The 22,846-nt window shown below is 66.4% G+C and carries 18 protein-coding genes and 1 pseudogene; 9 read left to right on the forward strand and 10 right to left on the reverse strand.

Annotated features, from left to right (window positions below; translation table 11 throughout):
• Positions 1 to 7 precede the first annotated feature (7 nt).
• Positions 8 to 718, forward strand: a complete 711-nt coding sequence (locus BN3906_RS09680; RefSeq protein ID WP_066587715.1) for a DNA-binding protein — start codon at positions 8 to 10, stop codon at positions 716 to 718.
• Positions 719 to 766: 48 nt separating this feature from the next.
• Here the strand turns inward: BN3906_RS09680 and BN3906_RS09685 are convergent, their stop codons facing one another.
• Positions 767 to 1,630, reverse strand: coding sequence for a DUF3097 domain-containing protein (locus BN3906_RS09685; RefSeq protein ID WP_066587720.1), 864 nt, complete (start codon positions 1,628 to 1,630; stop codon positions 767 to 769).
• A 39-nt stretch (positions 1,631 to 1,669) separates the two neighbouring features.
• Between BN3906_RS09685 and BN3906_RS09690 the strand changes: the two genes are divergently transcribed.
• Entirely contained in the window at positions 1,670 to 2,512 is an 843-nt protein-coding gene (locus BN3906_RS09690) for an Rv1486c family protein (protein WP_066587723.1), read from the forward strand.
• A gap of 29 nt (positions 2,513 to 2,541) precedes the next feature.
• On the opposite strand, the gene BN3906_RS09695 is transcribed toward BN3906_RS09690, so the two are convergent.
• Complete coding sequence (locus BN3906_RS09695) at positions 2,542 to 4,407, reverse strand: DIP1281 family NlpC/P60 protein (protein WP_315969043.1); 1,866 nt, start codon at positions 4,405 to 4,407, stop codon at positions 2,542 to 2,544.
• Between the two features lie 1,037 nt (positions 4,408 to 5,444).
• On the opposite strand from BN3906_RS09695, the gene BN3906_RS09700 reads away from it, so the two are divergent.
• The 5 genes from BN3906_RS09700 to BN3906_RS09720 all read left to right on the forward strand — a co-directional run bounded on the left by BN3906_RS09700 (position 5,445) and on the right by BN3906_RS09720 (position 11,045).
• A complete protein-coding gene (locus tag BN3906_RS09700) occupies positions 5,445 to 8,246 on the forward strand; it encodes an aconitate hydratase (RefSeq protein ID WP_066587726.1) in 2,802 nt (933 codons plus the stop codon).
• Positions 8,247 to 8,279: 33 nt separating this feature from the next.
• Positions 8,280 to 8,912 carry a TetR/AcrR family transcriptional regulator gene (locus tag BN3906_RS09705; protein WP_066587728.1) on the forward strand — a complete coding sequence of 211 codons (633 nt, stop codon included), beginning with the start codon at positions 8,280 to 8,282 and terminating at the stop codon, positions 8,910 to 8,912.
• A gap of 80 nt (positions 8,913 to 8,992) precedes the next feature.
• Positions 8,993 to 9,259, forward strand: a complete 267-nt coding sequence (locus tag BN3906_RS09710) for an ACT domain-containing protein (protein ID WP_066589710.1) — start codon at positions 8,993 to 8,995, stop codon at positions 9,257 to 9,259.
• An 8-nt stretch (positions 9,260 to 9,267) separates the two neighbouring features.
• Complete coding sequence (locus BN3906_RS09715; protein WP_066587730.1) at positions 9,268 to 10,650, forward strand: PFL family protein; 1,383 nt, start codon at positions 9,268 to 9,270, stop codon at positions 10,648 to 10,650.
• Positions 10,651 to 10,754: 104 nt separating this feature from the next.
• A complete protein-coding gene (locus BN3906_RS09720) occupies positions 10,755 to 11,045 on the forward strand; it encodes a PLD nuclease N-terminal domain-containing protein (protein ID WP_078057346.1) in 291 nt (96 codons plus the stop codon).
• Here the strand turns inward: BN3906_RS09720 and BN3906_RS09725 are convergent.
• The gene (locus tag BN3906_RS09725) at positions 11,018 to 12,646 is read right to left on the reverse strand and encodes an ABC-F family ATP-binding cassette domain-containing protein (protein ID WP_066589716.1); all 1,629 of its coding nucleotides are present in this window, start codon (positions 12,644 to 12,646) and stop codon (positions 11,018 to 11,020) included. The two genes, BN3906_RS09720 and BN3906_RS09725, sit on opposite strands and share 28 nt — an antisense overlap.
• 421 nt (positions 12,647 to 13,067) lie before the next feature.
• Here BN3906_RS09725 and BN3906_RS09730 point away from each other — a divergent pair, with 421 nt between their 5' ends.
• Positions 13,068 to 14,300 carry a lycopene cyclase family protein gene (locus BN3906_RS09730; protein ID WP_261796951.1) on the forward strand — a complete coding sequence of 411 codons (1,233 nt, stop codon included), beginning with the start codon at positions 13,068 to 13,070 and terminating at the stop codon, positions 14,298 to 14,300.
• On the opposite strand, the gene BN3906_RS09735 is transcribed toward BN3906_RS09730, so the two are convergent.
• From BN3906_RS09735 to BN3906_RS09765, 7 genes and pseudogenes are all read right to left on the reverse strand, one after another.
• A complete protein-coding gene (locus BN3906_RS09735) occupies positions 14,279 to 14,656 on the reverse strand; it encodes a metal-sulfur cluster assembly factor (RefSeq protein WP_066589720.1) in 378 nt (125 codons plus the stop codon). The genes BN3906_RS09730 and BN3906_RS09735 overlap by 22 nt on opposite strands.
• 182 nt (positions 14,657 to 14,838) lie before the next feature.
• Positions 14,839 to 15,279 (reverse strand): annotated as a pseudogene (gene sufU / locus BN3906_RS09740) (Fe-S cluster assembly sulfur transfer protein SufU); the annotation flags it as partial.
• 27 nt (positions 15,280 to 15,306) lie between these two features.
• Positions 15,307 to 16,551, reverse strand: coding sequence for a cysteine desulfurase (locus BN3906_RS09745; RefSeq protein ID WP_066587734.1), 1,245 nt, complete (start codon positions 16,549 to 16,551; stop codon positions 15,307 to 15,309).
• Positions 16,552 to 16,614: 63 nt separating this feature from the next.
• Positions 16,615 to 17,379, reverse strand: a complete 765-nt coding sequence (gene sufC, locus BN3906_RS09750) for a Fe-S cluster assembly ATPase SufC (protein WP_066587736.1) — start codon at positions 17,377 to 17,379, stop codon at positions 16,615 to 16,617.
• Positions 17,380 to 17,458: 79 nt separating this feature from the next.
• The gene (sufD, locus tag BN3906_RS09755) at positions 17,459 to 18,655 is read right to left on the reverse strand and encodes a Fe-S cluster assembly protein SufD (RefSeq protein WP_066587738.1); all 1,197 of its coding nucleotides are present in this window, start codon (positions 18,653 to 18,655) and stop codon (positions 17,459 to 17,461) included.
• 4 nt (positions 18,656 to 18,659) lie between these two features.
• Positions 18,660 to 20,138, reverse strand: a complete 1,479-nt coding sequence (gene sufB, locus BN3906_RS09760) for a Fe-S cluster assembly protein SufB (protein ID WP_315969044.1) — start codon at positions 20,136 to 20,138, stop codon at positions 18,660 to 18,662.
• Position 20,139: 1 nt separating this feature from the next.
• Positions 20,140 to 20,805 (reverse strand): helix-turn-helix transcriptional regulator, encoded by a 666-nt coding sequence (locus BN3906_RS09765; protein ID WP_066587741.1) that lies wholly within the window; start codon positions 20,803 to 20,805, stop codon positions 20,140 to 20,142.
• A 243-nt stretch (positions 20,806 to 21,048) separates the two neighbouring features.
• Here BN3906_RS09765 and mptB point away from each other — a divergent pair, with 243 nt between their 5' ends.
• The gene (gene mptB / locus BN3906_RS09770; RefSeq protein ID WP_187119927.1) at positions 21,049 to 22,812 is read left to right on the forward strand and encodes a polyprenol phosphomannose-dependent alpha 1,6 mannosyltransferase MptB; all 1,764 of its coding nucleotides are present in this window, start codon (positions 21,049 to 21,051) and stop codon (positions 22,810 to 22,812) included.
• The last annotated feature ends 34 nt before the right edge of the window (positions 22,813 to 22,846 follow it).

The following is a 22,846-nucleotide window of genomic DNA, read 5'->3' on the forward strand; positions in this document are numbered from 1 at the left end:
TCGGACCATGTTCGCCATCCACGCTGTCTACGACGGCCGCTCACGACGCCGGGCGGACTACATCCGCGACGTCGCCGAAGCCCTCGCCTCCACCCGTGCCGTCGCCGACGTCAGAGTGTACGGTGCCGAGGGGTTCGCGGTGATCTCCCCGGACGCCGACGGTGCGACGACCGTCGTGCTCAACCTTCTGCAGGCAGGTGACTTCGCCGTCGGCATCGGAACCACGGTCGGTGCGGCAGACACCGTCGGGCTCCAGTCCCCCGACGGCTCCCCCTCAGGGGCCGCCGGTGTGACTGACACGGCCGGCACAGACGGTGCTGACGGTGCTGGCGGCACTGACGGCACCACCGGTCCCGACCACCTCTACGGTGCAGCCTCCCGCTCATTCGGTGGACGACACCGGGCGGGGACGGTACACACGAGGATCGAACGACCCGGGCCCGGTGGTGTGACGGCCCCCGGTATCCCGGCGGAGGTCGCCGAGGACATCACCGCGGCGTTCACCCTTCTCGCCCACGTCCTCTCCCGGCGGACCCCCGAAGGCAGGGAGGCGACCGCCCTGATGCGGCAGGGGCATCTGCAGACAGAGGCTGCGGAGATCGTGGGCATCACCAAGCAGGCGATGTCCCAGCGGTTGGCTGCGGCGGGCTGGCAGGCGGAGCAGGCAGGGTGGACCTTGGCGGTCCACATGCTCAGGCGTGCCTCCGAACTGCAGTGACGCTGACCGAACCCGGCATACACCGGTCACCGCCGGGGTGCGGAAACGTCAGGATCCGGGCTCGGTGACGAAGTCGACCAGCCTTTCGACGGCTCCGATGAGGGTGGCGTCCAGATCACGGAAGGTGTGCACCGAGGAGTAGACGTGCCGCCACCCGTCTCTCGGCGTCCCCCATCCGAGTCTGTCACATACACCGGTCTTCCAGTCTTCCCCCCGGGGAACCCGGGGCCATTCGCGGATCCCGACGGCGGCGGGTTTCACCGCCTCCCAGATATCGATGTAGGGGTGTCCGGTGACCATGACATGGTCGCGGAATCGCCGGTCGATCCCCTCGATGATCCTGGTCTCCTTGGACCCTTCGACCAGGTGGTCGGCGAGAACCCCGACCCGGCGTCCCGGTTCCGGCCGGAACTCGGCGAGCATCTCCGGGAGGTTGTCCAGACCCTCGATGAATTCGACGACCACTCCCTCGATTCTCAGGTCGTGTCCCCAGACCTGTTCGACGATCGCGGCGTCATGGACTCCCTCGACCCAGATGCGGGAAGGGGCGGCGACCCGGGCCCTGGCACCGGTGACCTTCCTCGAGCCTGAATTCGACCGTTCGGGGGCCTGCTTCACAACGTGACGTACCAGTGTGACCGGTTTCCCGTCGACCAGGAACGCCCCGGGGCGCATCTTGAACAGTCTCTCGGCGCCCCTCCGGTCCTCGAGCCGGACGAAGTCACCGTCATAGGTCCTCTCGAAACCGGTGACCGCACCGACCCACTCTCCGTCGGCGGTCTCCACCACGAGCCCCGGCGTGGCCGGGACTTCCGGAGGTGCAGGACGCCGGTGTGCGTGTCCCCCACGAGCCGGCAGTCCTGCCCGCCCACCGCCGAGGATGTCGGAACCGTACCTGTCTGAGTAACCCATGGCCGTGAATTCTAGGCGGAGGCGGCTAAGCTGTGACGAATGACGTCCCCCCGTCCTACTCTCCGCCACTCACTGCGGGAGCAGCTCTGGTCCCCCGTACAGAATTCGACACTGTGGCTGGGCTGGTGGTTGCACGGTCTGTTGTCCACCGACGAGATCATCGACGCTTTCACCGAGGTCCAGGGACCCGCGCACAGTCTGACCGTGGACCCGGGTTCCGGTGACCCCTTCGACGGTGAGTTCGTCGGCAGACCCACGGGACTTGTTGACCTGTTCCGGGCCGTCCGTGCGGTGACGTCCGATGCTCCGGTGTCGGTGCAGGACCGACCCCTGGTGGGGCTGGCGCTCGCCGGCCCCGGTGACGTCCCGCCCCTGCCGGCCGGTACCAGGGGTGCGGAGGCCGTGGTCGCCTCCGGAGCCGGGATAACAGTCGCAGACGTCGACCCGGAGATCACACACGTGCTGGTCCCTCGGCTGGTCGACCGTTCCCTGGTGCAGTGGACCTGGTACCGGACCGCCGGCCCCGTACCGGCGCTCACGGTGTACTCGCCCGGTGACGCCGACCTTATTCTGCGCGAGGCCACCGAAACGGCGGCGGCCCTGATCAGTTCGGACGGGCATGTCCCCGTTCCCCACCGCGGACCGCGACTGGCGGTGGGGGCCCTGAGCGACTACTTCGGACTTCCCGGTCTGCCCGCAGGAGTCAGCCCGCGTTCGGTGAAACTGATGTCACGTGCCGATGTTGTGGCGTCCGTCATCGAGGTCGCCCGCGAGTCGGCGGTGGGCCCCTCTCTCGACCACCGCCTGCTTCCCCTGTCACGGGCTGTGCGCACCGCGCGGACGACTGCCGTCGACCACGCGATGCGCGAGCTTCTCAGATAGATCCGCCGGGAGTGCGGGGCCGCAGGGGGCTACTCGATCATCCTGGTGGCGTAGGGCTCGATGCCGCTCCACCGCACATCCGAGACCTGGACCACGGAACCGGACTGCGGTGCCTCGAGCATCTTGCCGTCTCCGAGGTAGAGCGCCACGTGGCTGGATCCGCCGGGACCCCAGAAGAGCATGTCGCCCCGTTTCGCCTGGTCGACGGGGACCTGTGTTCCCGAGGTGTACTGGTAGCCGGAGTAGTGCTCCAGCTGGATTCCCACCGCGTAGAAGGCGTACATCATCAGGCCGGAGCAGTCGAAGCCGACTTTGTTGTAGTCGCCGTAGGAGTCGGCGACACCACCGTCGCGGATACCGAGGGTCGGTCCGTACCAGTTTCCTCCGCCCCAGGCGTAGGTGACGCCCAGCTGGGTCATACCACGGGCGATGACCTGTTCGATCTGCTCCGCGGTCGTTCCGGAGGTGTCCGGGGAGGAGCTGTCTCCCTGGTTGGTTCCGCCGCCCGGAACCACGGCGTCATCGGTGCCGGTACCGTCGTCGGTCGTGTCGTCAGGGATGGAACCGTCGTCGGTGCCGGAGCTGTCGGTCTCGTCCCCGGTACTGTCGTCGGGTGTGGTGACGTCCCCGGTTCCGGTGTCTTCCCCTTCACCGGAACCGCCCTGTCCTCCGGTCAACGCCGCGTAGGACCGGGAGGCGGAGTCGCGTGCGGCGTTCCCTGCTGCGCTGACCGGGTTACGGCCCGAAGAGGCGGCGTCGACGCCGGACACCAGGGCAGCCCCCGCGGCGTCCACCAGACCGTCAATGGCGGCCTGCCGTCGAGTGTCACCCTCTTCACTGTCTTCAAAGGAGGTGTCCGTGGACCCGTCCGTGGATCCGGTCGGAGCAGAGGTCTCGACAGGTTCTCCGGTGGTCGTGGACTCGGCGGCGGGGGTGGTGGAGGGTGAGGACTCCTCTGTCGTGGCCTCTGTCGTCGAGGTCGGTGCGGACGTGGTCGCGGAGGTCGGTGCGGACGTGGTCGTCGAGACCTTCGCGTCCTTCAGCCCGTCGTCACCGGCGCTGCCGGACGAATCCGGGACAGCGACGCTGTCGGCGGCGGCCTCTGCCGCTCTGCGTTTGTCGAATGACGAGGCACCGGGGTCGCGGGCGACGATCCTGTCCACGGCTGCGCGGGCGGCGGCGAGACGCTCGCGTGCCTCTTCTGCGGCCTCCAGCAGTTTCCTGTGGGCCTCCGCCTTCTCACTGAGCTGGCGGGCGACCTGCTCCATCTGTTCCTGGGCCCGGTTGCGTGCCTCCTGGGCGGCGGCGACCGTGGCGTCGGCGGTGTTGCGGGCCTCTCTGAGCCTGGCGTCCTCGTTGGCGGCCTGGGTGCGGGCCAGATCGAGTCGGTCGATCTCAGCCTGCTGCTTCTCCTGCGCCAGGCGGATGAAGGTGGCGCGGTCGACAGCGTCATCGGCGGAGCTGCCGGATGCCAGGGGAACCGGTGAGGCGTCACCGCCTCTCGTGTACGCGGCTCGGGCGATCTCGTCGAGCCCGGACTGTGCGGTCTCCAGTTCCTCCTGGCTGCCTCCGAGACGGGAGCGCGCCTGGGTCACCGCGTCCTGGGCGTCCACGGCTTCGCGGGTGCTGCGGTCGAAGTCCACGCGGGACTTGTTGACCGACTCCCTGAGGCCGCCGAGTTCGGTCTCCAGGGAAGTGATCTGTTCCTGGGTGTCAGAGACACTGCCGACGAGTCCTGCGAGATAGTCCTCGGACCCGGATCCGGTGGAATCCTGGGCCACGGCCGGAGTGACCTGGGAGGTCAGGCCTGCCGTGACTGCGACAGCCAGCAGGGCACCTGATCCCCTCAGGGAAGCCCCGTGGGCACGGCCACGGGATGTCAGTCGAAGTGCCACGGTGATGATCTCCTCGTGCGGGTGTGCGGGTGTGGGTTTACCGGGTCGCACGCGGCGGCGGCTCCCGTTCCTCCCGCTTCCCCGCGGGAGGGGTCGGGGCCCGAGGCTGCGGACCACCCGCGCCGACCGGGACTGTGTCATCTTTCGTGACCTGGGTTCCTGACCCGGGCCGCTTTGATAACGATTCGTGACCAATCGGCGACAGGAGCACCGTAGGTCACACCACCCACGGAGGGAACCTCAACCACATCAACCACATCTGAAACCATGAGTAACAGGGGCCCCATACGGCCCGTGAGCTGCGGCCACGTCCCCCAGTGTGATGTGTATCACTATCAATGTCCTGGCGGCGTGTCGGCTTGCGACAGGCCCGAAGACTTTACTTAAACCTTCCAGAGGTCGTTTAACAGCGTCAAGGTTCTGTCATTGACAACTTGGTGAGTAGCTGGTGAGCTGCCCCCGGTTCCGGGGTGGCCCGGGTGGCCCGGGGTCGGGATTCGGACGGGTGCAAGCAGGTGCAAGCAGGTGTGGGAAGGGGGGGAAGATGCAATGCGTTGTAAGTCCGAGGTTCGGAGATTCGGGAGAATCAACAGACGTCAAGTGTGTGGGCTGTACTTTCATCGATCTGGAATCGGTGTGGGATGCAGTGGTCCCGGTGGCGGTGTCAGAGGGATGCTGACGGGGACAGACGGGTGCGGACGGAACTCGGCAGCGCAGCAGGCTGGTGCCTGCTGTGGCGGGATGACCACCGAATGTGACCTGGATCTCCGACAGGTCGAAGTTCTGCTGCTGTCCTCAGTCCCCCCGACCAGCGCACCTCTTCATCTTCCCACCAGCAATTATGTAGCAATACAGTCGTACTGTTATGGTGGATACGACGGATCAGGGACCGCTGTTGCACAATAGTGGTACGCCTCACGCCGGAGTCCCCGATATGGGCGGCGCCGCAGACCAGGTCCACGGTCGTGCGCGAGGTGAGACGTCAGACGAACGTCACAACGACGACATATAACGAGAAGAGACTCAGGAGCACTCACGTGACTGAAAGCAAGAACTCGTTCGGCGCCAAGGGGACTCTCGAGGTTGGCGACCGCACGTACGACATCTTCCGCCTCAGCGCAGTCCCGGGTATGGAGAAACTCCCCTACTCACTGAAGGTTCTCGGCGAGAACCTCCTGCGCAACGAAGACGGCGCCAACATCACCAGAGAGCACATCGAAGCCGTCGCCAACTGGGATCCCACGGCGGAACCCAGCATCGAGATCCAGTTCACCCCGGCCCGCGTGATCATGCAGGACTTCACCGGTGTCGCCTGCGTGGTCGACCTGGCCACCATCCGTGACGCCGTTGTCGCCATGGGAGGCAACGCTGACGACGTCAACCCGCTGAATCCTGCCGAGATGGTCATCGACCACTCGGTCATCATCGAGGCGTTCGGTGACGCCAGCGCCCTCGAGAAGAATGTCGACATCGAGTACCAGCGCAATGCCGAGCGCTACAAGCTGCTGCGCTGGGCCACCGGTGCCTTCGAGAACTTCCGTGTCGTCCCCCCGGGAACCGGCATCGTCCACCAGGTCAACGTCGAGTACCTGGCACGCTGTGTCTTCGACAAGGACGGCCTGGCCTACCCGGACACCTGCGTGGGTACGGACTCCCACACCACCATGGAGAACGGCCTCGGCATCCTGGGCTGGGGCGTGGGCGGCATCGAGGCAGAGGCCGCGATGCTGGGCCAGCCGATCTCCATGCTCATCCCCCGCGTCGTCGGCTTCAAGCTCAGCGGTGAGATCCCCGTCGGCGTCACCGCCACCGACGTGGTGCTGACCATCACCGACATGCTCCGTCAGCACGGCGTTGTCGGCAAGTTCGTCGAGTTCTACGGAAAGGGTGTCGCCGAACTCCCGTTGGCCAACCGCGCCACGATCGGCAACATGTCCCCCGAGTTCGGTTCCACCGCGGCGATCTTCCCGATCGACGAGGAGACCGTCAACTACCTGCGCCTGACAGGACGTGACGAAGAGACCCTCGCACGAGTCGAGGCCTACGCCAAGGAACAGGGCATGTGGCTGGACCCGGAGTTCGAGCCCACCTTCTCCGAGTACCTCGAGCTCGACCTGTCCACCGTCGTGCCCTCCATCGCCGGCCCGAAGCGCCCCCAGGACCGCATCGAACTGGTGGACTCCAAGGCCCAGTTCCGCAAGGACCTGCACAACTACACCGACAGCACCTCCGGCTCCACGGACGCGCAGGACTTCGTCGCAGAAGGCGGCAACGTCGGTGCCCACACCGGCAACCCCGCGTCTCCCGCGGACGCCAAGGGCAATATCCCCTCGGCGGCCCGTGGCAACGAGGGTCGCCCGTCGAACCCGATCGAGGTCAACTACGACGGTCAGGACATGGTCCTTGACCACGGTATGGTTGCCATCGCCTCCATCACGTCCTGCACGAACACCTCGAACCCTTCCGTCATGGTCGGCGCCGGTCTGCTCGCCCGCAAGGCAGCCGCCAAGGGCCTGCAGTCGGCACCCTGGGTGAAGACCTCCATTGCCCCGGGCTCCCAGGTCGTCACCGGCTACTTCGAGAAGGCCGGTCTGTGGGAGGACCTCGAGAAGCTCGGCTTCTACCTCGTCGGCTACGGCTGCACCACCTGCATCGGCAACTCCGGCCCGCTGCCGGAGCCGATCTCCAAGGGCATCAACGACGCCGACCTCGCCGCGACCGCTGTGCTGTCCGGTAACCGTAACTTCGAGGGACGCATCTCCCCGGACGTGAAGATGAACTACCTGGCGTCCCCCATCCTCGTCATCGCCTACGCGATCGCCGGCACGATGGACTTCGACTTCGAGACCCAGCCCCTCGGCCAGGACCGGGACGGCAACGACGTCTTCCTCAGGGACATCTGGCCCTCCACCGAGGAGATCCAGAAGGTCATCGACTCCTCGATCACCCGCGAGCTGTACACCACCGACTACGCGGACGTCTTCAAGGGCGACGAGCGCTGGCGCTCCCTCCCCGTGCCGGAGGGCAAGACCTTCGCCTGGGACGACGCCTCCTCCTACATCCGTCGTGCGCCCTACTTCGACGGTATGCAGCCCACCCCGGACCCGGTGTCCGACATCCACCACGCCAGGGTGCTCTGCCTCCTCGGAGACTCGGTCACCACCGACCACATCTCCCCCGCCTCGTCCATCAAGCCCGGCACCCCCGCCGCGCAGTACCTCGACTCCAAGGGTGTGCAGCGCAAGGACTACAACTCCCTGGGCTCGCGGCGTGGCAACCACGAGGTGATGGTCCGCGGAACCTTCGCGAACATCCGACTGCAGAATCAGCTGCTCGACGGTGTCTCCGGCGGCTACACCCGTGACTTCACTCAGGAGGGCGGCCCCCAGTCCTTCATCTTCGACGCAGCCGAGAACTACAAGGCGCAGGGAACTCCCCTCGTCGTGCTCGGCGGCAAGGAGTACGGAACGGGCTCCTCCCGTGACTGGGCGGCGAAGGGCACCCTGCTGCTCGGCGTGAAGGCGGTCATCGCGGAGAGCTTCGAGAGGATCCACCGCTCCAACCTCGTCGGTATGGGAGTGGTTCCGCTGCAGTTCCCCGCCGGCGAATCCTGGAAGTCCCTGGGCCTCGACGGTACCGAGACCTTCGACATCGAGGGCATCGAGAAGCTCAACGAAGGGGTCACCCCGGAGACCATCAAGGTCACCGCGACCAAGGAAGACGGGACCGTCATCGAGTTCGACGCCGTCACCAGGATCGACACCCCCGGTGAGGCCGACTACTACCGCAACGGCGGCATTCTCCCCTACGTTCTCCGTCACATGATGAAGAACGCCTGACGGGCTCTCCTCTCCCGGAAGGGGACATGACGCATGCCGAAGGTCAGCGAGAGCGACCTCTCTGAGCGGCGGGCCGACATTCTCGGCGCCGCGCGCCTGTGCTTCATCGCCTACGGGTATGACGGTGCCACAGTGTCCCGGCTGGAGAAGGCCACGGGGAAGTCCCGCGGCGCGATCTTCCACCATTTCCGGAACAAGGAGACCCTGTTCCGGGCCGTGGCGCACCGTGACATGCTCCGTATGACCGAGCTGGCGTCCTCCAGGGGCATGATCGGACTGATCCGGTACATCCTCGAAGAACCCGACCTGGCCGACTGGTGGAGTCTGAGGGTGGAGATCACCCGGAGGATCCGGTCGGACGCCCTGCTGCGCACCAGCTGGGAAGCCGACCAGAAAGCCCTGAGGCAGGCGGTCACCGCCCGTCTCACGGAGCAGCGCGAATCCGGTCGACTCCGTCAGGACATCGACCTGGAGACAACCATCCAGCTGCTGGAGCTGACCCTGGAGGGAGTGATGTCCCACCTGGACTCCGACCGGGTCAGCGACCATCTTCCGGCCGCGCTCGACCTGGTCGAGCAGTCCCTGCGCTCCCCGGACGCCGTCGGAGACTTCGACGACACCGTGACCGTCACCGACACCGCCCTGGTGGACGCCGACAGACAGTGACAGAGGTCGACACACGCACCCTCCCCCGCTACCGCGGGCCGGAGGGTGCTGTCAGTTCCGGGGGCACTACCATAGCGGGAATGATCGCGATCATGACCGTCACCGGACGGGACCACACCGGAATCATCGCCGCTGTCGCCACCGCCTGCGCTGACCTGGGTATCAACATCCTCAACGTCTCACAGACCATCATGGACGAATGGTTCACCATGATCCTCCACGTGGAGCTGCCCGAGGAGCTGGACGTGACCTCACTCGACGAACGCATGGCGCAGGTCGAGAACGACCAGAAGCTCGTCATCACGGTCCAGTCCCAGGCAATCTTCGACGCGATGCACCACATCTAGGGGCCACCATGTCAGCGACATCACCGTCATTCCTCCCGTCCTCCTCGGTACTCGAGACCATCGAGATGATCCAGCGGTACCGCCTGGACATCCGTACCGTGACCATGGGTGTCAACCTCCTGCCCTGTGTCCGCGCGACCTCGGAGGCCACCTGCCGCGCCGTCTACGACACTGTGACCGAACGAGCCCGTGACCTCGTCCCCGTCGCCCGCGGAATCGAACGTGAACTGGGTATACCGATCGCCAACAAGAGGGTTTCCGTGACTCCGGTCTCACTCGTGGCGTCCGCCGTCCCGGGATGTGACCCGGTGGACATCGCCCGGGCCCTGGACCGGGCGGCCGCGGAGATCGGTGTCGACTTCATCGGCGGCTACTCCGCGCTCGTCGACAAGGGGGGGACCGACAGTGACCGCCGGCTGATCCGGTCCATTCCCGAAGCACTGAGCGAGACCTCCGTCGTCTGTTCCTCGGTCAACATCGGATCGTCCCGGGCAGGCATCAACATGAACGCGGTCCGGGAGATGGGCAGGATCGTCCGCGGCTGCGCCGAAGCCACCGCCGACCGCGGTTCCATTGCCGCAGCCAAGCTGGTCGTCTTCTGCAACGCGGTCGGCGACAACCCGTTCATGGCCGGTGCATTCCACGGTGTCGAGGAACCCGACTGCGTCATCAACGTGGGCGTGTCAGGTCCGGGAGTCGTCGACCGGGCGGTGGCAGCCATGGGCGGGGACGCCACCCTCAACGAGATCGCCGAGGAGATCAAGAAGGCGGCCTTCAAGATCACCCGCACCGGCCAACTGGTCGGGACGATGGCCGCCGAACGCCTCGGTATTCCGTTCGGGATAGTGGACCTGTCACTGGCGCCCACCGCCGAGATGGGGGATTCCGTAGCGCACATCCTCGAGCACATGGGCCTGGAACAGGTCGGAACCCACGGAACCACCGCGGCCCTGGCACTGCTCAACGACGCGGTGAAGAAAGGCGGGATGATGGCCTGCTCCCGTGTCGGAGGGCTTTCCGGTTCCTTCATCCCCGTCAGCGAGGACGCCGGGATGATCGACGCGGTCCGTGCCGGCAACCTCACCGTGGACAAACTCGAGGCGATGACCGCGATCTGTTCGGTGGGCCTCGACATGATCGCCGTTCCCGGTGACACCCCGGCGTCCGTGATCTCCGGGATGATCGCCGACGAGGCGGCCATCGGCATGATGAACCACAAGACCACGGCAGTGAGGGTGATCCCGGCGATCGGCTGCTCCGTCGGAGACGACGTGGACTTCGGCGGACTGCTCGGTCACGCACCGGTCATGCCGGTGCATACCGTGGACAACTCGGGATTCATCGGCCGGGGCGGATTCATCCCCGCCCCCGTCCACGGTTTCCGGAACTGATCCTGCGGGCGTCGGAAAGTCATACCCGGGGCTGACGACCCTGCCGCCCGACAGTTGGACAATGGTCGCCGGAAGAAACACCCCTCCGACGAAAGAAGTGGTACATGGTCACCGTTGTTGCGGCAGTCACCGATGCGGACGGCGCGCTCACCCCGGGTTGGGGCACGGCACTCGCCGTGCTCCTCGGCGTCCTGGCACTTGCTCTCCTTGTCCTGGTCATCTCAGCGCTCGTGAGCATTGTCAGGGCTGACGCCCTGACCACCGGGGGGAAAGTCCTGTGGGCGGTGGTGGTCTTCGCGTTCCCCTTCATAGGGTCACTCGCCTGGTTGATCTGGGGCCGTGGTGCGGTGCTCCAGAGGCCGGCGGGTCAGGCCAGTTCCACGATGTCCATGTAGGCGTCGGACCAGAGATCCTCGTCCCCGTCCGGCAGTACGATGACGCGTTCAGGTTCCAGGGCACGCACGGCTCCGGGATCGTGGGTGACCAGAACGACCGCCCCGGTGTAGGTGCGCAGGGCGTCGAGCACCTGTTCCCTCGACTGGGGGTCGAGGTTGTTCGTCGGCTCGTCGAGGAGCAGTACGTTCGCCCGGGAGCTCACCAGGGTCGCCAGGGCCAGACGGGTCTGCTCACCGCCTGAGAGTGTCCCGGCGGGCTGGTCCAGCTGCTCACCGGAGAACATGAACGCACCGAGAAGGCCCCTCAGGTCCTGTTCGGCGGAATCCGGGCAGGCGTTCACCGCGTTCTCCCACACTGTCGCAGCAGGGTCGATGGTGTCATGCTCCTGGGCGAAGTAGCCGATCTTCAGGCCGTGCCCGGTGACCAGTCCACCCTCCCCGTCCGTCCGCTCGACCCCGGCGAGAAGTTTGAGCAGGGTGGTCTTGCCCGCACCGTTGAAACCGAGGACCACAACGCGGGACCCCCGGTCAATGGCGAGGTCGACTCCGGCGAAGACCTCGAGAGATCCGTACATCTTCGTCAGCCCCTTGGCGAACAGCGGGGTCTTGCCGCATGGTGCCGGCTCCGGGAAGGAGATGTGGGCGTACCTGTCCTCCTGACGGACCTCGTCGAGGCTGTCGATCATCCTGTCCGCACGGGCCAGCATCTGCTTCGCCGCCGCGGCCTTCGTGGCCTTGGCGCCGAGTTTCGCCGCCTGCTGACGCAGGGCCGAGGCCTTCTTCTCCGCGTTGACCTTCTCCCTGCGCCGGCGTGCCTCGTCGGTGGCCCGGGCGTCCAGGTATTTTTTCCAGGTCATGTTGTAGACGTCGGCTTCACCACGGACGGCGTCGAGGAACCACACCTTGTTGACGACATCATTGAGCAGGTCGACATCGTGCGAGATCATCACGAGACCGCCCTCGTGCTTCTGGAGGAAGCCGCGGAGCCAGTGGATCGAGTCGGCGTCGAGGTGGTTGGTGGGCTCGTCGAGAAGCAGTGTGGTCTGTGACCTCCCTGAACCGGCTGTCGCTGCGAAGAGAATCTGGGCGAGTTCCACACGTCGACGCTGGCCACCGGAGAGCGTCTTGAGCGGCTGGTCCAGGATGCGTTGGGGCAGTCCCAGTCCGTCACAGATCCGGGCGGCCTCCGAGTCGGCCTCGTAGCCACCCAGTGCGCTGTACCTTTCTTCGAGGCGGCTGTACTTGCCGATAGCGGCGTCACGCTGGGCGTCAGAGCCTGACTCCATGAGTTCCTGCTGGCGGTCCATGGCTGAGCGGATCTGGTCGAGACCACGGGCGGAGAGGATCCGGTCCCTGGCGGACTGTTCGATGTCACCTTCCTTCGAATCCTGGGGAAGGTAGCCGATTTCCCCGGACCGTACGACCTTTCCACCGTAGGGTTCGGTCTCTCCGGAGAGGATCCGCATGGTGGTGGTCTTGCCGGCGCCGTTACGCCCGACAAGTCCGATACGGTCGCCGGGCTGCACGCGGAGCAGCTGTCCCGGTGCGTTGAGCAGGGTGCGGGCCCCCACCCGCACCTCAAGATCCTGGGTAACAATCACAACGGTCCAGCCTATCATGCCACTGCTGTCAGACCGGTATGCGGCATCTGTCGGTCGTGGGGGCGGGCGCCGCGCTCTCTACCTCCCCCCGAGGAGAGAGAGACTGCAACGGAGTAGTCCCGCGGGCGACCCGCCCCGCACTTCCGGTCGCTCCGGAGTATCTGTGTTTCCGACCCCCTCCGGAGCAGTCCTGCCGGATCACCCGTGAGGGGAGTCCATGTGGACAGTCAAGAATATATATCGTATATCAGTTTCTGGCTACAGTCTGTGATATTCCTGTCAGCTCAGACACAGTGGGTGGGGGTGGGTAAGACCGCCGTTTGTAGGGTCTGTTGTCCACTGAGGCAAAATGTTTAGGCTGTTCATACGATAGCGTGTGATTTTTGTATTCTGCCACCTACATCATGCTTTCGGGGGTAGAATGACATCCGTGCATGTCGCAGTCGTGGGCCTGGGGCCCGCCGGAGCCCTCGTCGCCCACCGTGCGGTCGCCCGGGGATGGACCGTCGACGGTTACGACCCCGCGTGCGTGATCGACGACGGTACCGTCGCACTACCCGGGTGGCGTCACACTTACGGCTTCCCGGTGAGGGCACTTCCCGCGGCCCTGCGGGAAAGTGTCCCCTTCTCGACCGTCACTGAACAGGTGACCGCGCACACTCCGCATCTGCACCGGCTGCACCACGGTCCCTACGGCATTGTCGATGTCGCGGCTGCGAGGGACCGGCTCTCCCCCGGTGTGCGCCTGCACCGGACCAGGGTCACTGACATGTCTGCGGCGGCACTGGGAGTCGACGCCGTCATCGACTGCCGGGGTGTGGTCGACAGGCCCGGAGCGGTCCGGCAGGTGGCCTACGGCCTTTTCCTTCCGGAGGACGCCGCGGCCCGTGCAGGCCTGACTGTCGGCGAGTTCATGGACTGGCGGCCTTCCCCGGCAGCATGTTCCGGTACGTCCGGGACAGCGGCATCGGGTCCGGCAGACCAGGCAGGTCAACCGGAGACACGACCGGGGAAGCAGGGCACAGGGAATTCTTCCCCTCACACGGGCACGGACCCCAGTTTCCTCTACGTCCAGGACACCGGAACGTCGGTGCTGGCGCAGGAGACCGTCCTGGCCACCCGGACGCCCTCACGGACCCTGCTGCCGGAGCTGCGGGTGCGTCTCCTGTCACGCCTCGGAGACGCCGCGGCACAGGCCACCGGCACAGAGACCGTGCACTTTCCGACCGACCGCCGCAGGCGCCCGTGGTACCTGGGGCCGGATGACAGGGGCACGGTCACCTTCGGCGCGGCGGGCGGTCTCACCCACCCTGCAACCGGCTACTCCGTGGCGGCGTCGGCCGCCGCCGCCGACCTGGTCCTCGACAGTATCGTCGAGGGTGCACCTGTGGGCAGGATGCTCTCGGCGTCCCTCGCACACCGGCTACGGCTGCTCGGAGCGGAACTCATCGTCCGGGCGGACGGGCCGACGCTGCGCAGGTTCTTCGACGCCTTCTTCAGTCTTCCGCCGTCGCTGCAGCGGGGGTACCTCACCGGCCAGGGTGCGGGCGCGGTCGCCGCCGCCATGGTGGCCCTGGGTTGCCGACCGCGGGACTGCCTGCCTTTCCTCCGCCCCCTGCCGCAGGCTCTGCGCTACACGCTGAAACCCAGGTAGCGCAGCTGTTCGCGGCCTTCCTCATTGATCATGTGCGGCCCCCACGCCGGTGACCATACCCAGTTGATGCGCAGCTCGGCGATCCGGTCGAGGGTTCCCACGACCGCAGACTGGGACTGGTCCTCCAGCATGTCGGTCAGGGGGCACGCCGGGGAGGTGAGCGTCATGTTCACCACAGCCACGTTGCCGTCTTCGATCCAGATGTCGTAGACCAGTCCGAGGTCGACGACGTTGATGCCGAGCTCCGGGTCGATGACGTCGAGGAGACACTCCTCGACCTGCCCGGCCAGCTCCACCTCCTCCGGAGTCGGTTCGGCGGGGGGCCGGGGGACGTCGTTGAGCGGGTTCGGGTCCATCTGAGGTGCGGAGGGCTCGCCGGCGCCTGTCTGGGCGGTCGTGCCGGTGGTGTTGGCGTCCTCGTTCACTGTGCGGTCCTTTCAGTGGGGCGGGCATTGTCCGGGAGCGGGTCTTCCCGGTGTGCGACGTCAGGGGCCGGACTGTCAGCGGGGCGGTCGTCCGGCCGGTCGTGGGAAGACTGGGACACTCCGGCATCCAGGACCGCGGCCTCGAAGGCCTTCCATCCGAGGAGTGCACACTTCACCCGGGCCGGATAGCGGGACACCCCGGCGAAGGCTATGCCGTCACCGATGAGGTCCTCATCCCCCTCGAGCTCTCCCCTGCTGGTCACCATCTTCTCGAACTCGCCGAGCTTGGCGAAGGCCGACTCGACCGGCTGGCCGATAAGCTCCTCCGCCATGACCGAGGTGGAGGCCTGGCTGATCGAGCAGCCCTGGGCGTCGTAGGAGATGTCCTCCACCGTCGACCGGTCCCCGCTCAGACGCACCCGGAGGGTGACCTCGTCACCGCAGGAGGTGTTGATGTGGTGGACCTCGGCGTCAAAGGGGGTGCGCAGGCCCGCATGCTGCGGGTTCTTGTAGTGGTCCAGGATGACCTCCTGGTACATCTGCTCGAGTTTCACGGGCGGACCTCACTTTCTGTACTGGTGCTACCGGGTGCCGAAGAAATCCTGGGCGTGACGGACGCCGGCAGCCAGCGCATCCACCTCGTCGCGGGTGTTGTACAGGTAGAAACTGGCCCTCGCACTCGCCTGCACTCCGAGGCACCTGTGCACGGGCCAGGCGCAGTGGTGACCGACGCGGATGCACACCCCGAGGTCGTCGAGAACCTGACCCAGATCGTGGGGGTGGATACCGTCGACGACGAAGCTCACCGCCGAGCCACGGTTCTCCGCCGTGGCAGGTCCCACGATACGCAGTCCCTCGATCTCACCGAGCTGCCCGAGCGCGTAGGCGGTCAGGTCATGCTCGTGGGCGGCCACGGCGTCCATCCCGATTCTCTCCAGGTAGTCCACTGCGGCGCCCAGCCCGACGACCTGGGAGGTCATCTGGGTTCCGGCCTCGAAGCGTTGGGGAGGTTCGGTGAACGTCGTCTTCTCCATCGTCACCAGCTCGATCATCGACCCTCCGGTGAGGAAGGGCGGGAGCACCTCCATGAGGCTCTTCCGGCCGTAGAGGACGCCGACACCGTTGGGGCCGAGCATCTTGTGCCCCGAGAATGCGGCGAAGTCCACGTCGAGGGTGTGGAAGTTCACGGGCATGTGGGGAACCGACTGGCAGGCGTCCAGGACGAACAGTGCACCGACCTCGTGGGCACGGCGGACCGCCTCGGCGACGTCGAGCTGTGCACCGGTGACATTCGACTGGTGTGTCAGTGCGACAACCCTGGTCCGGTCGGTCAGCTCGAGGCTGTCCAGGTCTATGCGGCCGTCGGGGGTGGCGCTGTACCAGCGCAGGGTCGCACCGGTACGGATCGCCAGCTCCTGCCAGGGCACCAGGTTGGCGTGGTGTTCGACCTCGGAGATGACGATCTCGTCACCCTCTTTCACGGCGTACCTGCCGCTGCGGGGGTCGCCGAGAATGAACGCGACCTCGTTGAGAGCTTCGGTGGCATTCTTGGTGAACGCGATTTCGGCGTCCTCGGCCCCGACGAAGCGGGCGATCCTGTCCCGGGCGGACTCGTAGGCGTCCGTCGCCTCCTCCGCCAGCTGGTAGGCGCCGCGGTGAACCGGAGCGTTGTGGTTCAGCAGGAAGTCGCGCTCGGCGTCGAGGACCTGCAGCGGCCGTTGCGATGTCGCCCCGGAGTCCAGGTAGACGAGGGGTCGACCGTCGCGTACCGTCCGCGACAGGACCGGAAAATCCGCGCGGACGGCGGTGGTGTCCAGTGTGGTCATGTGTGTGATGCCTCTTTACGCGTTCTACTTGTGCCGTACCGGTGGCTTTACCTGTGCCGGCACCTATGCCTTGGCCGTGTACTTCTCGTACCCGTGCGCCTCGAGCTCCTTCGCGAGGTCGGCACCACCGGACTCGACGATCCGGCCGCGGGCGAAGACGTGCACGAAGTCCGGGTGGACGTAGTTGAGGATCCGCTGGTAGTGGGTGATGAGCAGCAGTCCGCCGTTCTCGCGCTCCTTGTACCGGTTGATGCCCTCGGAGACGATCCTCAGGGCGTCGACGTCCAGACCGGAGTCCGTCTCGTCGAGGATGGCGAACTTCGGCTTGAGCAGACCGAGCTGCAGGATCTCGTGACGCTTCTTCTCACCTCCCGAGAACCCCTCGTTGACGGAACGCTCGGAGAAGCTCGGGTCGATGTCCAGCTCCTCCATCGCAGTCCTGGCCTCCTTGACCCACGAGCGCAGCTTCGGCGCCTCACCACGCACCGCGGTCGCGGCCGACCGCAGGAAGTTGGCCATGGACACCCCCGGCACCTCCACCGGGTACTGCATGGCGAGAAACAGCCCGGCGCGGGCACGCTCGGACACGTCCATGTTCACGAGGTTCTCCCCGTCGAGGAGCACCTCACCCTCGGTGATCTCGTAGCGGGGGTGTCCGGCGATGGCGTAGGACAGGGTCGACTTGCCTGAGCCGTTCGGACCCATGATGGCGTGGGTTTCGCCGGAGTTGATGGTCAGGTTGACGCCGTGGAGGATCGGCTTGGGCTCCTCGCCCTCCTCCTGGGGGACGACCTGGGCGTGGAGGTTCTTGATCTCAAGGGTGCTCATCGCAAGTGTGCTGCTTTCTTCTGCTGTTGTGGTGCTCTTCGGGGCGGAGAGGTCGGGTGCGTCCGGTGGGACGCGGTGGTCACAGGACGGTGTCGGCGAGTTCGCGCTCGACGACATCCTCGAGGTTGTCGCGGACCTGCTCGACCGGGACACGCCGGATGACGTCGGAGAAGAATCCGCGGATGATGAGACGGCGGGCCACCTCGTCGGGGATGCCCCGGGACATCAGGTAGAACATGTGCTCGTTGTCGAAGCGTCCGACCGTTGCGGCGTGGCCGGCACCGACGATCTCGCCGGTCTGGATCTCCAGGTTGGGGATCGCGTCGGCGCGGGCGCCTCCGGTGAGAACCAGGTTCTTGTTCGTCTCGTAGGTGTCTGTGCCTGTGGCTTCGGGACGGATGAGGCAGTCACCGATCCACACGGTCCGTGCCTCGGTGCCGTGGCGGCCTTCCTCACCCTGGAGTGCCCCCTTGTAGAGCACGTTGGAGCGGCAGTTCGGCTGACTGTGGTCGACGAGGAGGCGCTGCTCGAAGTACTGGCCGGCGTCGGCGAAGTAGACACCGAGCATCTCGGCGTCCCCGCCGGGACCTTCGTAACGGACGTGGGGCAGAGAGCGGACGACGTCGCCCCCGAACACTGCGCTGGTGTGGCGGATGGTGGCGTCGCGTCCGATGAGGATGTGGGAATTCGACAGGTGCACGGCGCTGCGGTCCCAGTCCTCCCACACGACCACGGTCAGGCGGGCGCCGTCGCCGAGGACGAACTCGAGGTTGTCGGAGTGGACGCCGGCACCGTCGTAACGGATGACAACGACAGCCTCCGCGAAGTTGCCGAGGTCGACCACGGTGGTGCCGTACGAGGTGACCTCGTCACCCGAGCCGGTGACCGTGACCGTCACCGGCTCGGTGAGGACGGTCTCCGGATCGACCCGGATGTAGTCGGCGACGGTGCAGTGGGACCAGGCTTCGGCTGCGGGCCGGTCGACAGGCAGGCCCGCCCGTCCCACCCGTTCATCGTCCATGGGCAGTTCTGTGGCGGTGACGCCGGACTGTCCTGCGGTGTCGACCGTCACTCTGGCGCGGACGGCGGGGGCGGCGGTGTCGTTCTGCAGCCCGCGGAGGCGCCGCAGCGGTGTGAAACGCCAGTCCTCGTCCCTGCCGTAGGGGACCGGGAAGTCCTCGGGGTCCGTTGACTGGAACCGGTCGCCCTTGGTGGGTGTCCGGTTGGCGGGGGTGAGTGAAGCCGGGGTGGTCGTCTTGGTCGTCAATGTCGTCATTGTCCTAGCCCACCGATCCTTCCATCTGCAGTTCGATCAGGCGGTTGAGTTCGAGTGCGTACTCCATCGGCAGCTCCTTGGCCACCGGCTCGACGAAGCCGCGGACGATCATCGCCATGGCCTCGTCCTGCTCCAGTCCCCTGCTCATCAGGTAGAACAGCTGGTCCTCGGAGACCTGCGACACCGTCGCCTCGTGCCCCAGGGTGACGTGATCGTTACGGATGTCGTTGTAGGGGTAGGTGTCGGACCGGGAGATCGAGTCGACCAGGAGGGCGTCACACTCCACGTTCGCGGTGGAGTGGTGGGCGTCCTTGTTGATCTGGATCAGGCCACGGTAGGCGGCACGACCACCGTTGCGCGCCACCGACTTCGAGACGATGTTGCTCGAGGTGTACGGGGCCATGTGCACCATCTTCCCGCCGGTGTCCTGGGTCTGTCCCTCACCGGCGAAGCCGATGGAGAGCACCTGGCCCTTGGCGTGCGGCCCTGTCATCCACACCGCCGGGTACTTCATGGTGATCTTGGAGCCGATGTTGCCGTCGACCCATTCCATCGTCGCGCCCTCTTCGGCACGGCAACGCTGGGTGACGAGGTTGTAGACGTTGGTCGACCAGTTCTGGATGGTGGTGTACCGGCACCGGCCGCCCTTCTTCACGATGATCTCGACGATCGCGGAGTGGAGCGAGTCCGACTGGTAGATCGGTGCGGTGCACCCTTCCACGTAGTGGACGAAGGCACCCTCGTCGACGATGATCAGGGTGCGCTCGAACTGACCCATGTTCTCGGTGTTGATCCGGAAGTAGGCCTGCAGCGGGATCTCCACGTGGACGCCCTTGGGGACGTAGACGAAGGATCCGCCCGACCACACTGCCGTGTTGAGTGCCGCGAACTTGTTGTCGCCGGCCGGGACGACGGTACCGAAGTACTCCCTGAACAGGTCGGGATGCTCACGCAGTGCCGTGTCCGTGTCGAGGAAGATCACACCCTGCTTCTCCAGGTCCTCGCGGATCTGGTGGTAGACGACCTCGGACTCGTACTGGGCGGCGACACCGGCGACGAGACGCTGCTTCTCCGCCTCCGGGATTCCGAGCTTGTCGTAGGTGTTGCGGATGTCCTCGGGCAGTTCCTCCCAGGACGTGGCCTGCTTCTCCGTCGACCGGACGAAGTACTTGAACTCGTCGAAGTCGATGTCGCTGAGGTCGGCGCCCCAGGTGGGCATGGGCTTGCGGCCGAAGGTGTCGAGTGCCTTGAGGCGACGCTCGAGCATCCACTCGGGTTCGTTCTTCTTCGCGGAGATCATCCGGACGACGTCCTCGGACAGGCCGCGTCGGGCGGACTCGCCCGCGGCGTCCGAGTCATGCCATCCGTACTCGTAGGCTCCGATGGAGTCGATGATTGCGTCGTCCTGACGCAGTTTCTCCTGGTCCTTGGCCAGCCGCGCCTCTTCGACGGCGTCCGGTGGGGTGGATGCTGCTTGGGTCATGTCAGCTCTCCTTCGTGGGGGAAGGGTGAATGGTGGTCAGCGGAATGTGGGTGGTGCAGATGCCGTTGCCGTCGGCGATGGTCGCCAGCGGCTGGATGTGTCGGCCGAGCAGTTCCGCGACTACCCGGTGTTCCGCCGTGCAGAGTTCGGGGAACTCGTGCGCGACCTCCTGGACGGGACAGTGGTGGCGGCAGATCTGGACGCCGCCGCAGGCGTGGTCGACGGTCGCGGCGTACCCGCGGGAGGTCAGTGCCCCCGCGATCTGGCGGGCCTTTTCGTCGACAGAGCCGTCCCGGTCCGGACGGACCCCGCTGAACAGCTCCTCCATCCGCTGGTCGGCGAAACGTTCGACTGCGGCGTCCCCGCCCGTCTCCCGCAGCGCCCTGAGGGCCAGCAGTGCCAGACTGTCGTAATCATGTCCGAACTGGCCACGACCGGCGTCGGTGAGGCGGAACAGGCGTGCTGGCCTGCCCCGGCCTCTGGTGCCGGCGGCGGTGGCCCGGGGTGCCTCGACGGTTTCGGCTAGTCCCTCGGCGACGATGTTGTCGAGATGACGCCGTACCCCCGCGGCACTCAGGCCGAGTGCGTCGCTGATGTCCGTGGCACTGACCGGTCCGTTACGCAGGATCTGGGTGAGTACCGCCCTACGGGTGTCTCCCTCGCTCATCCTGCCCACCTCCTTGTGCTGTGCCTGGTTGCGCAGGCCCCGGCGTCCACCGGGGCCTCCATGATTAGACAACACGAGTGTGGCGTAATTCCTTCCCGTTGTCTAATAAGGGTAGGCTGACCTGCAATTTTCCAGGTGCTCCGCGGAGGTGAATTACGCAACGCGCCCGAGCGCGGCCGGGGCGTCCCACCCCCCGGCTAGAATGCCCGTGTGCCCCGCCGTGAAGCTCAACCGTCCCCCGGAATGTCCGGTCTCCGTTCCCTGTTCCCGGACCTCGGGACCGCAGGCTCACGCAGCGCGCTCCTGCACCGCCCCTCCCCGGAGACCGTCGGAACCCGGACCGTCTTCCCCGCCCGCGACCGCACCAGGTTCAGGGCGGCACAGCTGTCCGGAACCTTCGGGGCGGTCCTTGTCGCGGTCGGCGGTCTCGGTGCCGGCGCAGTACCGGTCGTCGACAACAGTCTCTGGTCCCTGCCTGTCGTGGGGTTTCTCTCACTGCTGCTCCACTCGACGACCGTCACCGTCTTCGTCGGCACCGGGTTCCTGGTGCTCGGATGGCTGATGATGTGGAGGTACTGTCTGCCGGCCCGTGACAGAGACGGCGCCGCGGCCCCGACGGTGCCCCTGCGGACCCTCTGGCGTACGGTCCTTGCCTGGTCACTGCCACTGCTGGCGACTGCCCCGCTGTTCACCCAGGACATCTACTCCTATCTCGCCCAGGGGTCGGTCGCCGCGCGTGGCCTCGACCCCTACTCCGCCGGGCCGGCGGACCTGCTGGGGGTCGACGACCCGCTGGCCAGGTCGGTCCCGCTGGTGTGGGCGCACTCCCCCGCCCCGTACGGGCCGGTGGCGGTGGGCCTGGCGTCACTGATCTACCGGGCGGTCGGGGACGCCGTGGGACCCGCGGTCCTGCTCCACCGGGTGATCGCCGTCGCCGGGCTCGCACTGGCCGCGTGGGCGATGGTCAGACTGGCCCGTCGCTGCGGGGTGAGGCCTCAGGCGACCCTCTGGCTCGGTGCGCTCAATCCGCTCGTTCCCCTCCATCTCATCGGCGGACTCCACAACGAGGCACTGATGATGGGGCTGATGCTCGCCGGTCTGGAACTGTCCCTCACCGCGACCGACCGGAGCGCCGGACACCGGAACCGGTACCGGGTCCTGGTCGGTGCGGCGGGTCTGGTGCTCATCTGTTGCGCCGGCATGGTCAAGGTCACCGCCTTTCTTGCCCTGGGTTTCGCGGGGGTCGCCGTCGCCCGCTACCTCGGCGGAAGATTCCGCGACCTGGTCGCCGTGGCCTGCGTCTACCTGCTCGGAGCGGTGGCCGTCGTCGCCGCCTTCTCCTACGGGTCAGGTCTCGGGACCGGCTGGCTGCTGGTCCAGGGAGGTGCTGCCGACGTCGTCAGCTGGATGTCCCTGACCACCGACATCGGCCTGCTCAGCAGTTCAGTGGGAAGTGCGCTCGGTCTCGGCGACCACACGGACACTGCCCTGACGGTCATGCGGCTGGCCGGCCTTGCGGTCGGAGGGTTCTGGGTGGTCAGGATGCTGTGGGCTTCGTTCCGCGGGGCGGTGCACCCCGTCGGCGGCCTGGGAGTGGCGACATTCTTTCTCGTACTGTTCTTCCCCGTGGTCCACCCCTGGTACCTGCTCTGGGCTGTCATGCCGCTGGCGGCCTGGGCAGACCGGGCGGGCTTCCGGGTCATCGTGGCCGTGATCTCCTCGGCCCTGAGTTTCTTCATCCTTCCCCGGGGTCTGAACCTCCCGCCGTCGACGGTGTCCCTGATCTATCTCATGTTCGTGTTCTTCTTCCTCGTGCTCCTCGGGGTCGGGGTTCTCGCCTACCGTCGGATCCGGGCCGCAGAATCAGGTTCCGGTACGGCGCACGGAACGGTCACCGGGGCGGTGTCCGGGACGGTTCCCGGCAGTGGACCGAACAACGACGCGAACAACGCTGCCGCCGCCGCCAACGATGCTGCCGACGGCGCCGACTACACTGGAGCGTCGTGACGAATTCAGCGACGAGTTCAGCCGCCCGACCCGC

The sequence above is a fragment of the Corynebacterium provencense genome, from assembly GCA_900049755.1.
Taxonomy (GTDB): Bacteria; Actinomycetota; Actinomycetes; order Mycobacteriales; family Mycobacteriaceae; genus Corynebacterium; species Corynebacterium neomassiliense.

Excerpts from the sequence above, each read along its gene's own strand:
- BN3906_RS09680 (WP_066587715.1), top strand. The coding sequence starts at position 8 with ATGTTCGCCATCCACGCTGTCTACGACGGCCGCTCACGACGCCGGGCG.
- BN3906_RS09685 (WP_066587720.1), bottom strand. The coding sequence starts at position 1,630 with ATGGGTTACTCAGACAGGTACGGTTCCGACATCCTCGGCGGTGGGCGG.
- BN3906_RS09690 (WP_066587723.1), top strand. The coding sequence starts at position 1,670 with ATGACGTCCCCCCGTCCTACTCTCCGCCACTCACTGCGGGAGCAGCTC.
- BN3906_RS09705 (WP_066587728.1), top strand. The coding sequence starts at position 8,280 with ATGCCGAAGGTCAGCGAGAGCGACCTCTCTGAGCGGCGGGCCGACATT.
- BN3906_RS09710 (WP_066589710.1), top strand. The coding sequence starts at position 8,993 with ATGATCGCGATCATGACCGTCACCGGACGGGACCACACCGGAATCATC.
- BN3906_RS09715 (WP_066587730.1), top strand. The coding sequence starts at position 9,268 with ATGTCAGCGACATCACCGTCATTCCTCCCGTCCTCCTCGGTACTCGAG.
- BN3906_RS09720 (WP_078057346.1), top strand. The coding sequence starts at position 10,755 with ATGGTCACCGTTGTTGCGGCAGTCACCGATGCGGACGGCGCGCTCACC.
- BN3906_RS09730 (WP_261796951.1), top strand. The coding sequence starts at position 13,068 with ATGACATCCGTGCATGTCGCAGTCGTGGGCCTGGGGCCCGCCGGAGCC.
- BN3906_RS09735 (WP_066589720.1), bottom strand. The coding sequence starts at position 14,656 with ATGGACCCGAACCCGCTCAACGACGTCCCCCGGCCCCCCGCCGAACCG.
- BN3906_RS09745 (WP_066587734.1), bottom strand. The coding sequence starts at position 16,551 with ATGACCACACTGGACACCACCGCCGTCCGCGCGGATTTTCCGGTCCTG.
- sufC (WP_066587736.1), bottom strand. The coding sequence starts at position 17,379 with ATGAGCACCCTTGAGATCAAGAACCTCCACGCCCAGGTCGTCCCCCAG.
- sufD (WP_066587738.1), bottom strand. The coding sequence starts at position 18,655 with ATGACGACATTGACGACCAAGACGACCACCCCGGCTTCACTCACCCCC.
- sufB (WP_315969044.1), bottom strand. The coding sequence starts at position 20,138 with ATGACCCAAGCAGCATCCACCCCACCGGACGCCGTCGAAGAGGCGCGG.
- BN3906_RS09765 (WP_066587741.1), bottom strand. The coding sequence starts at position 20,805 with ATGAGCGAGGGAGACACCCGTAGGGCGGTACTCACCCAGATCCTGCGT.
- mptB (WP_187119927.1), top strand. The coding sequence starts at position 21,049 with ATGTCCGGTCTCCGTTCCCTGTTCCCGGACCTCGGGACCGCAGGCTCA.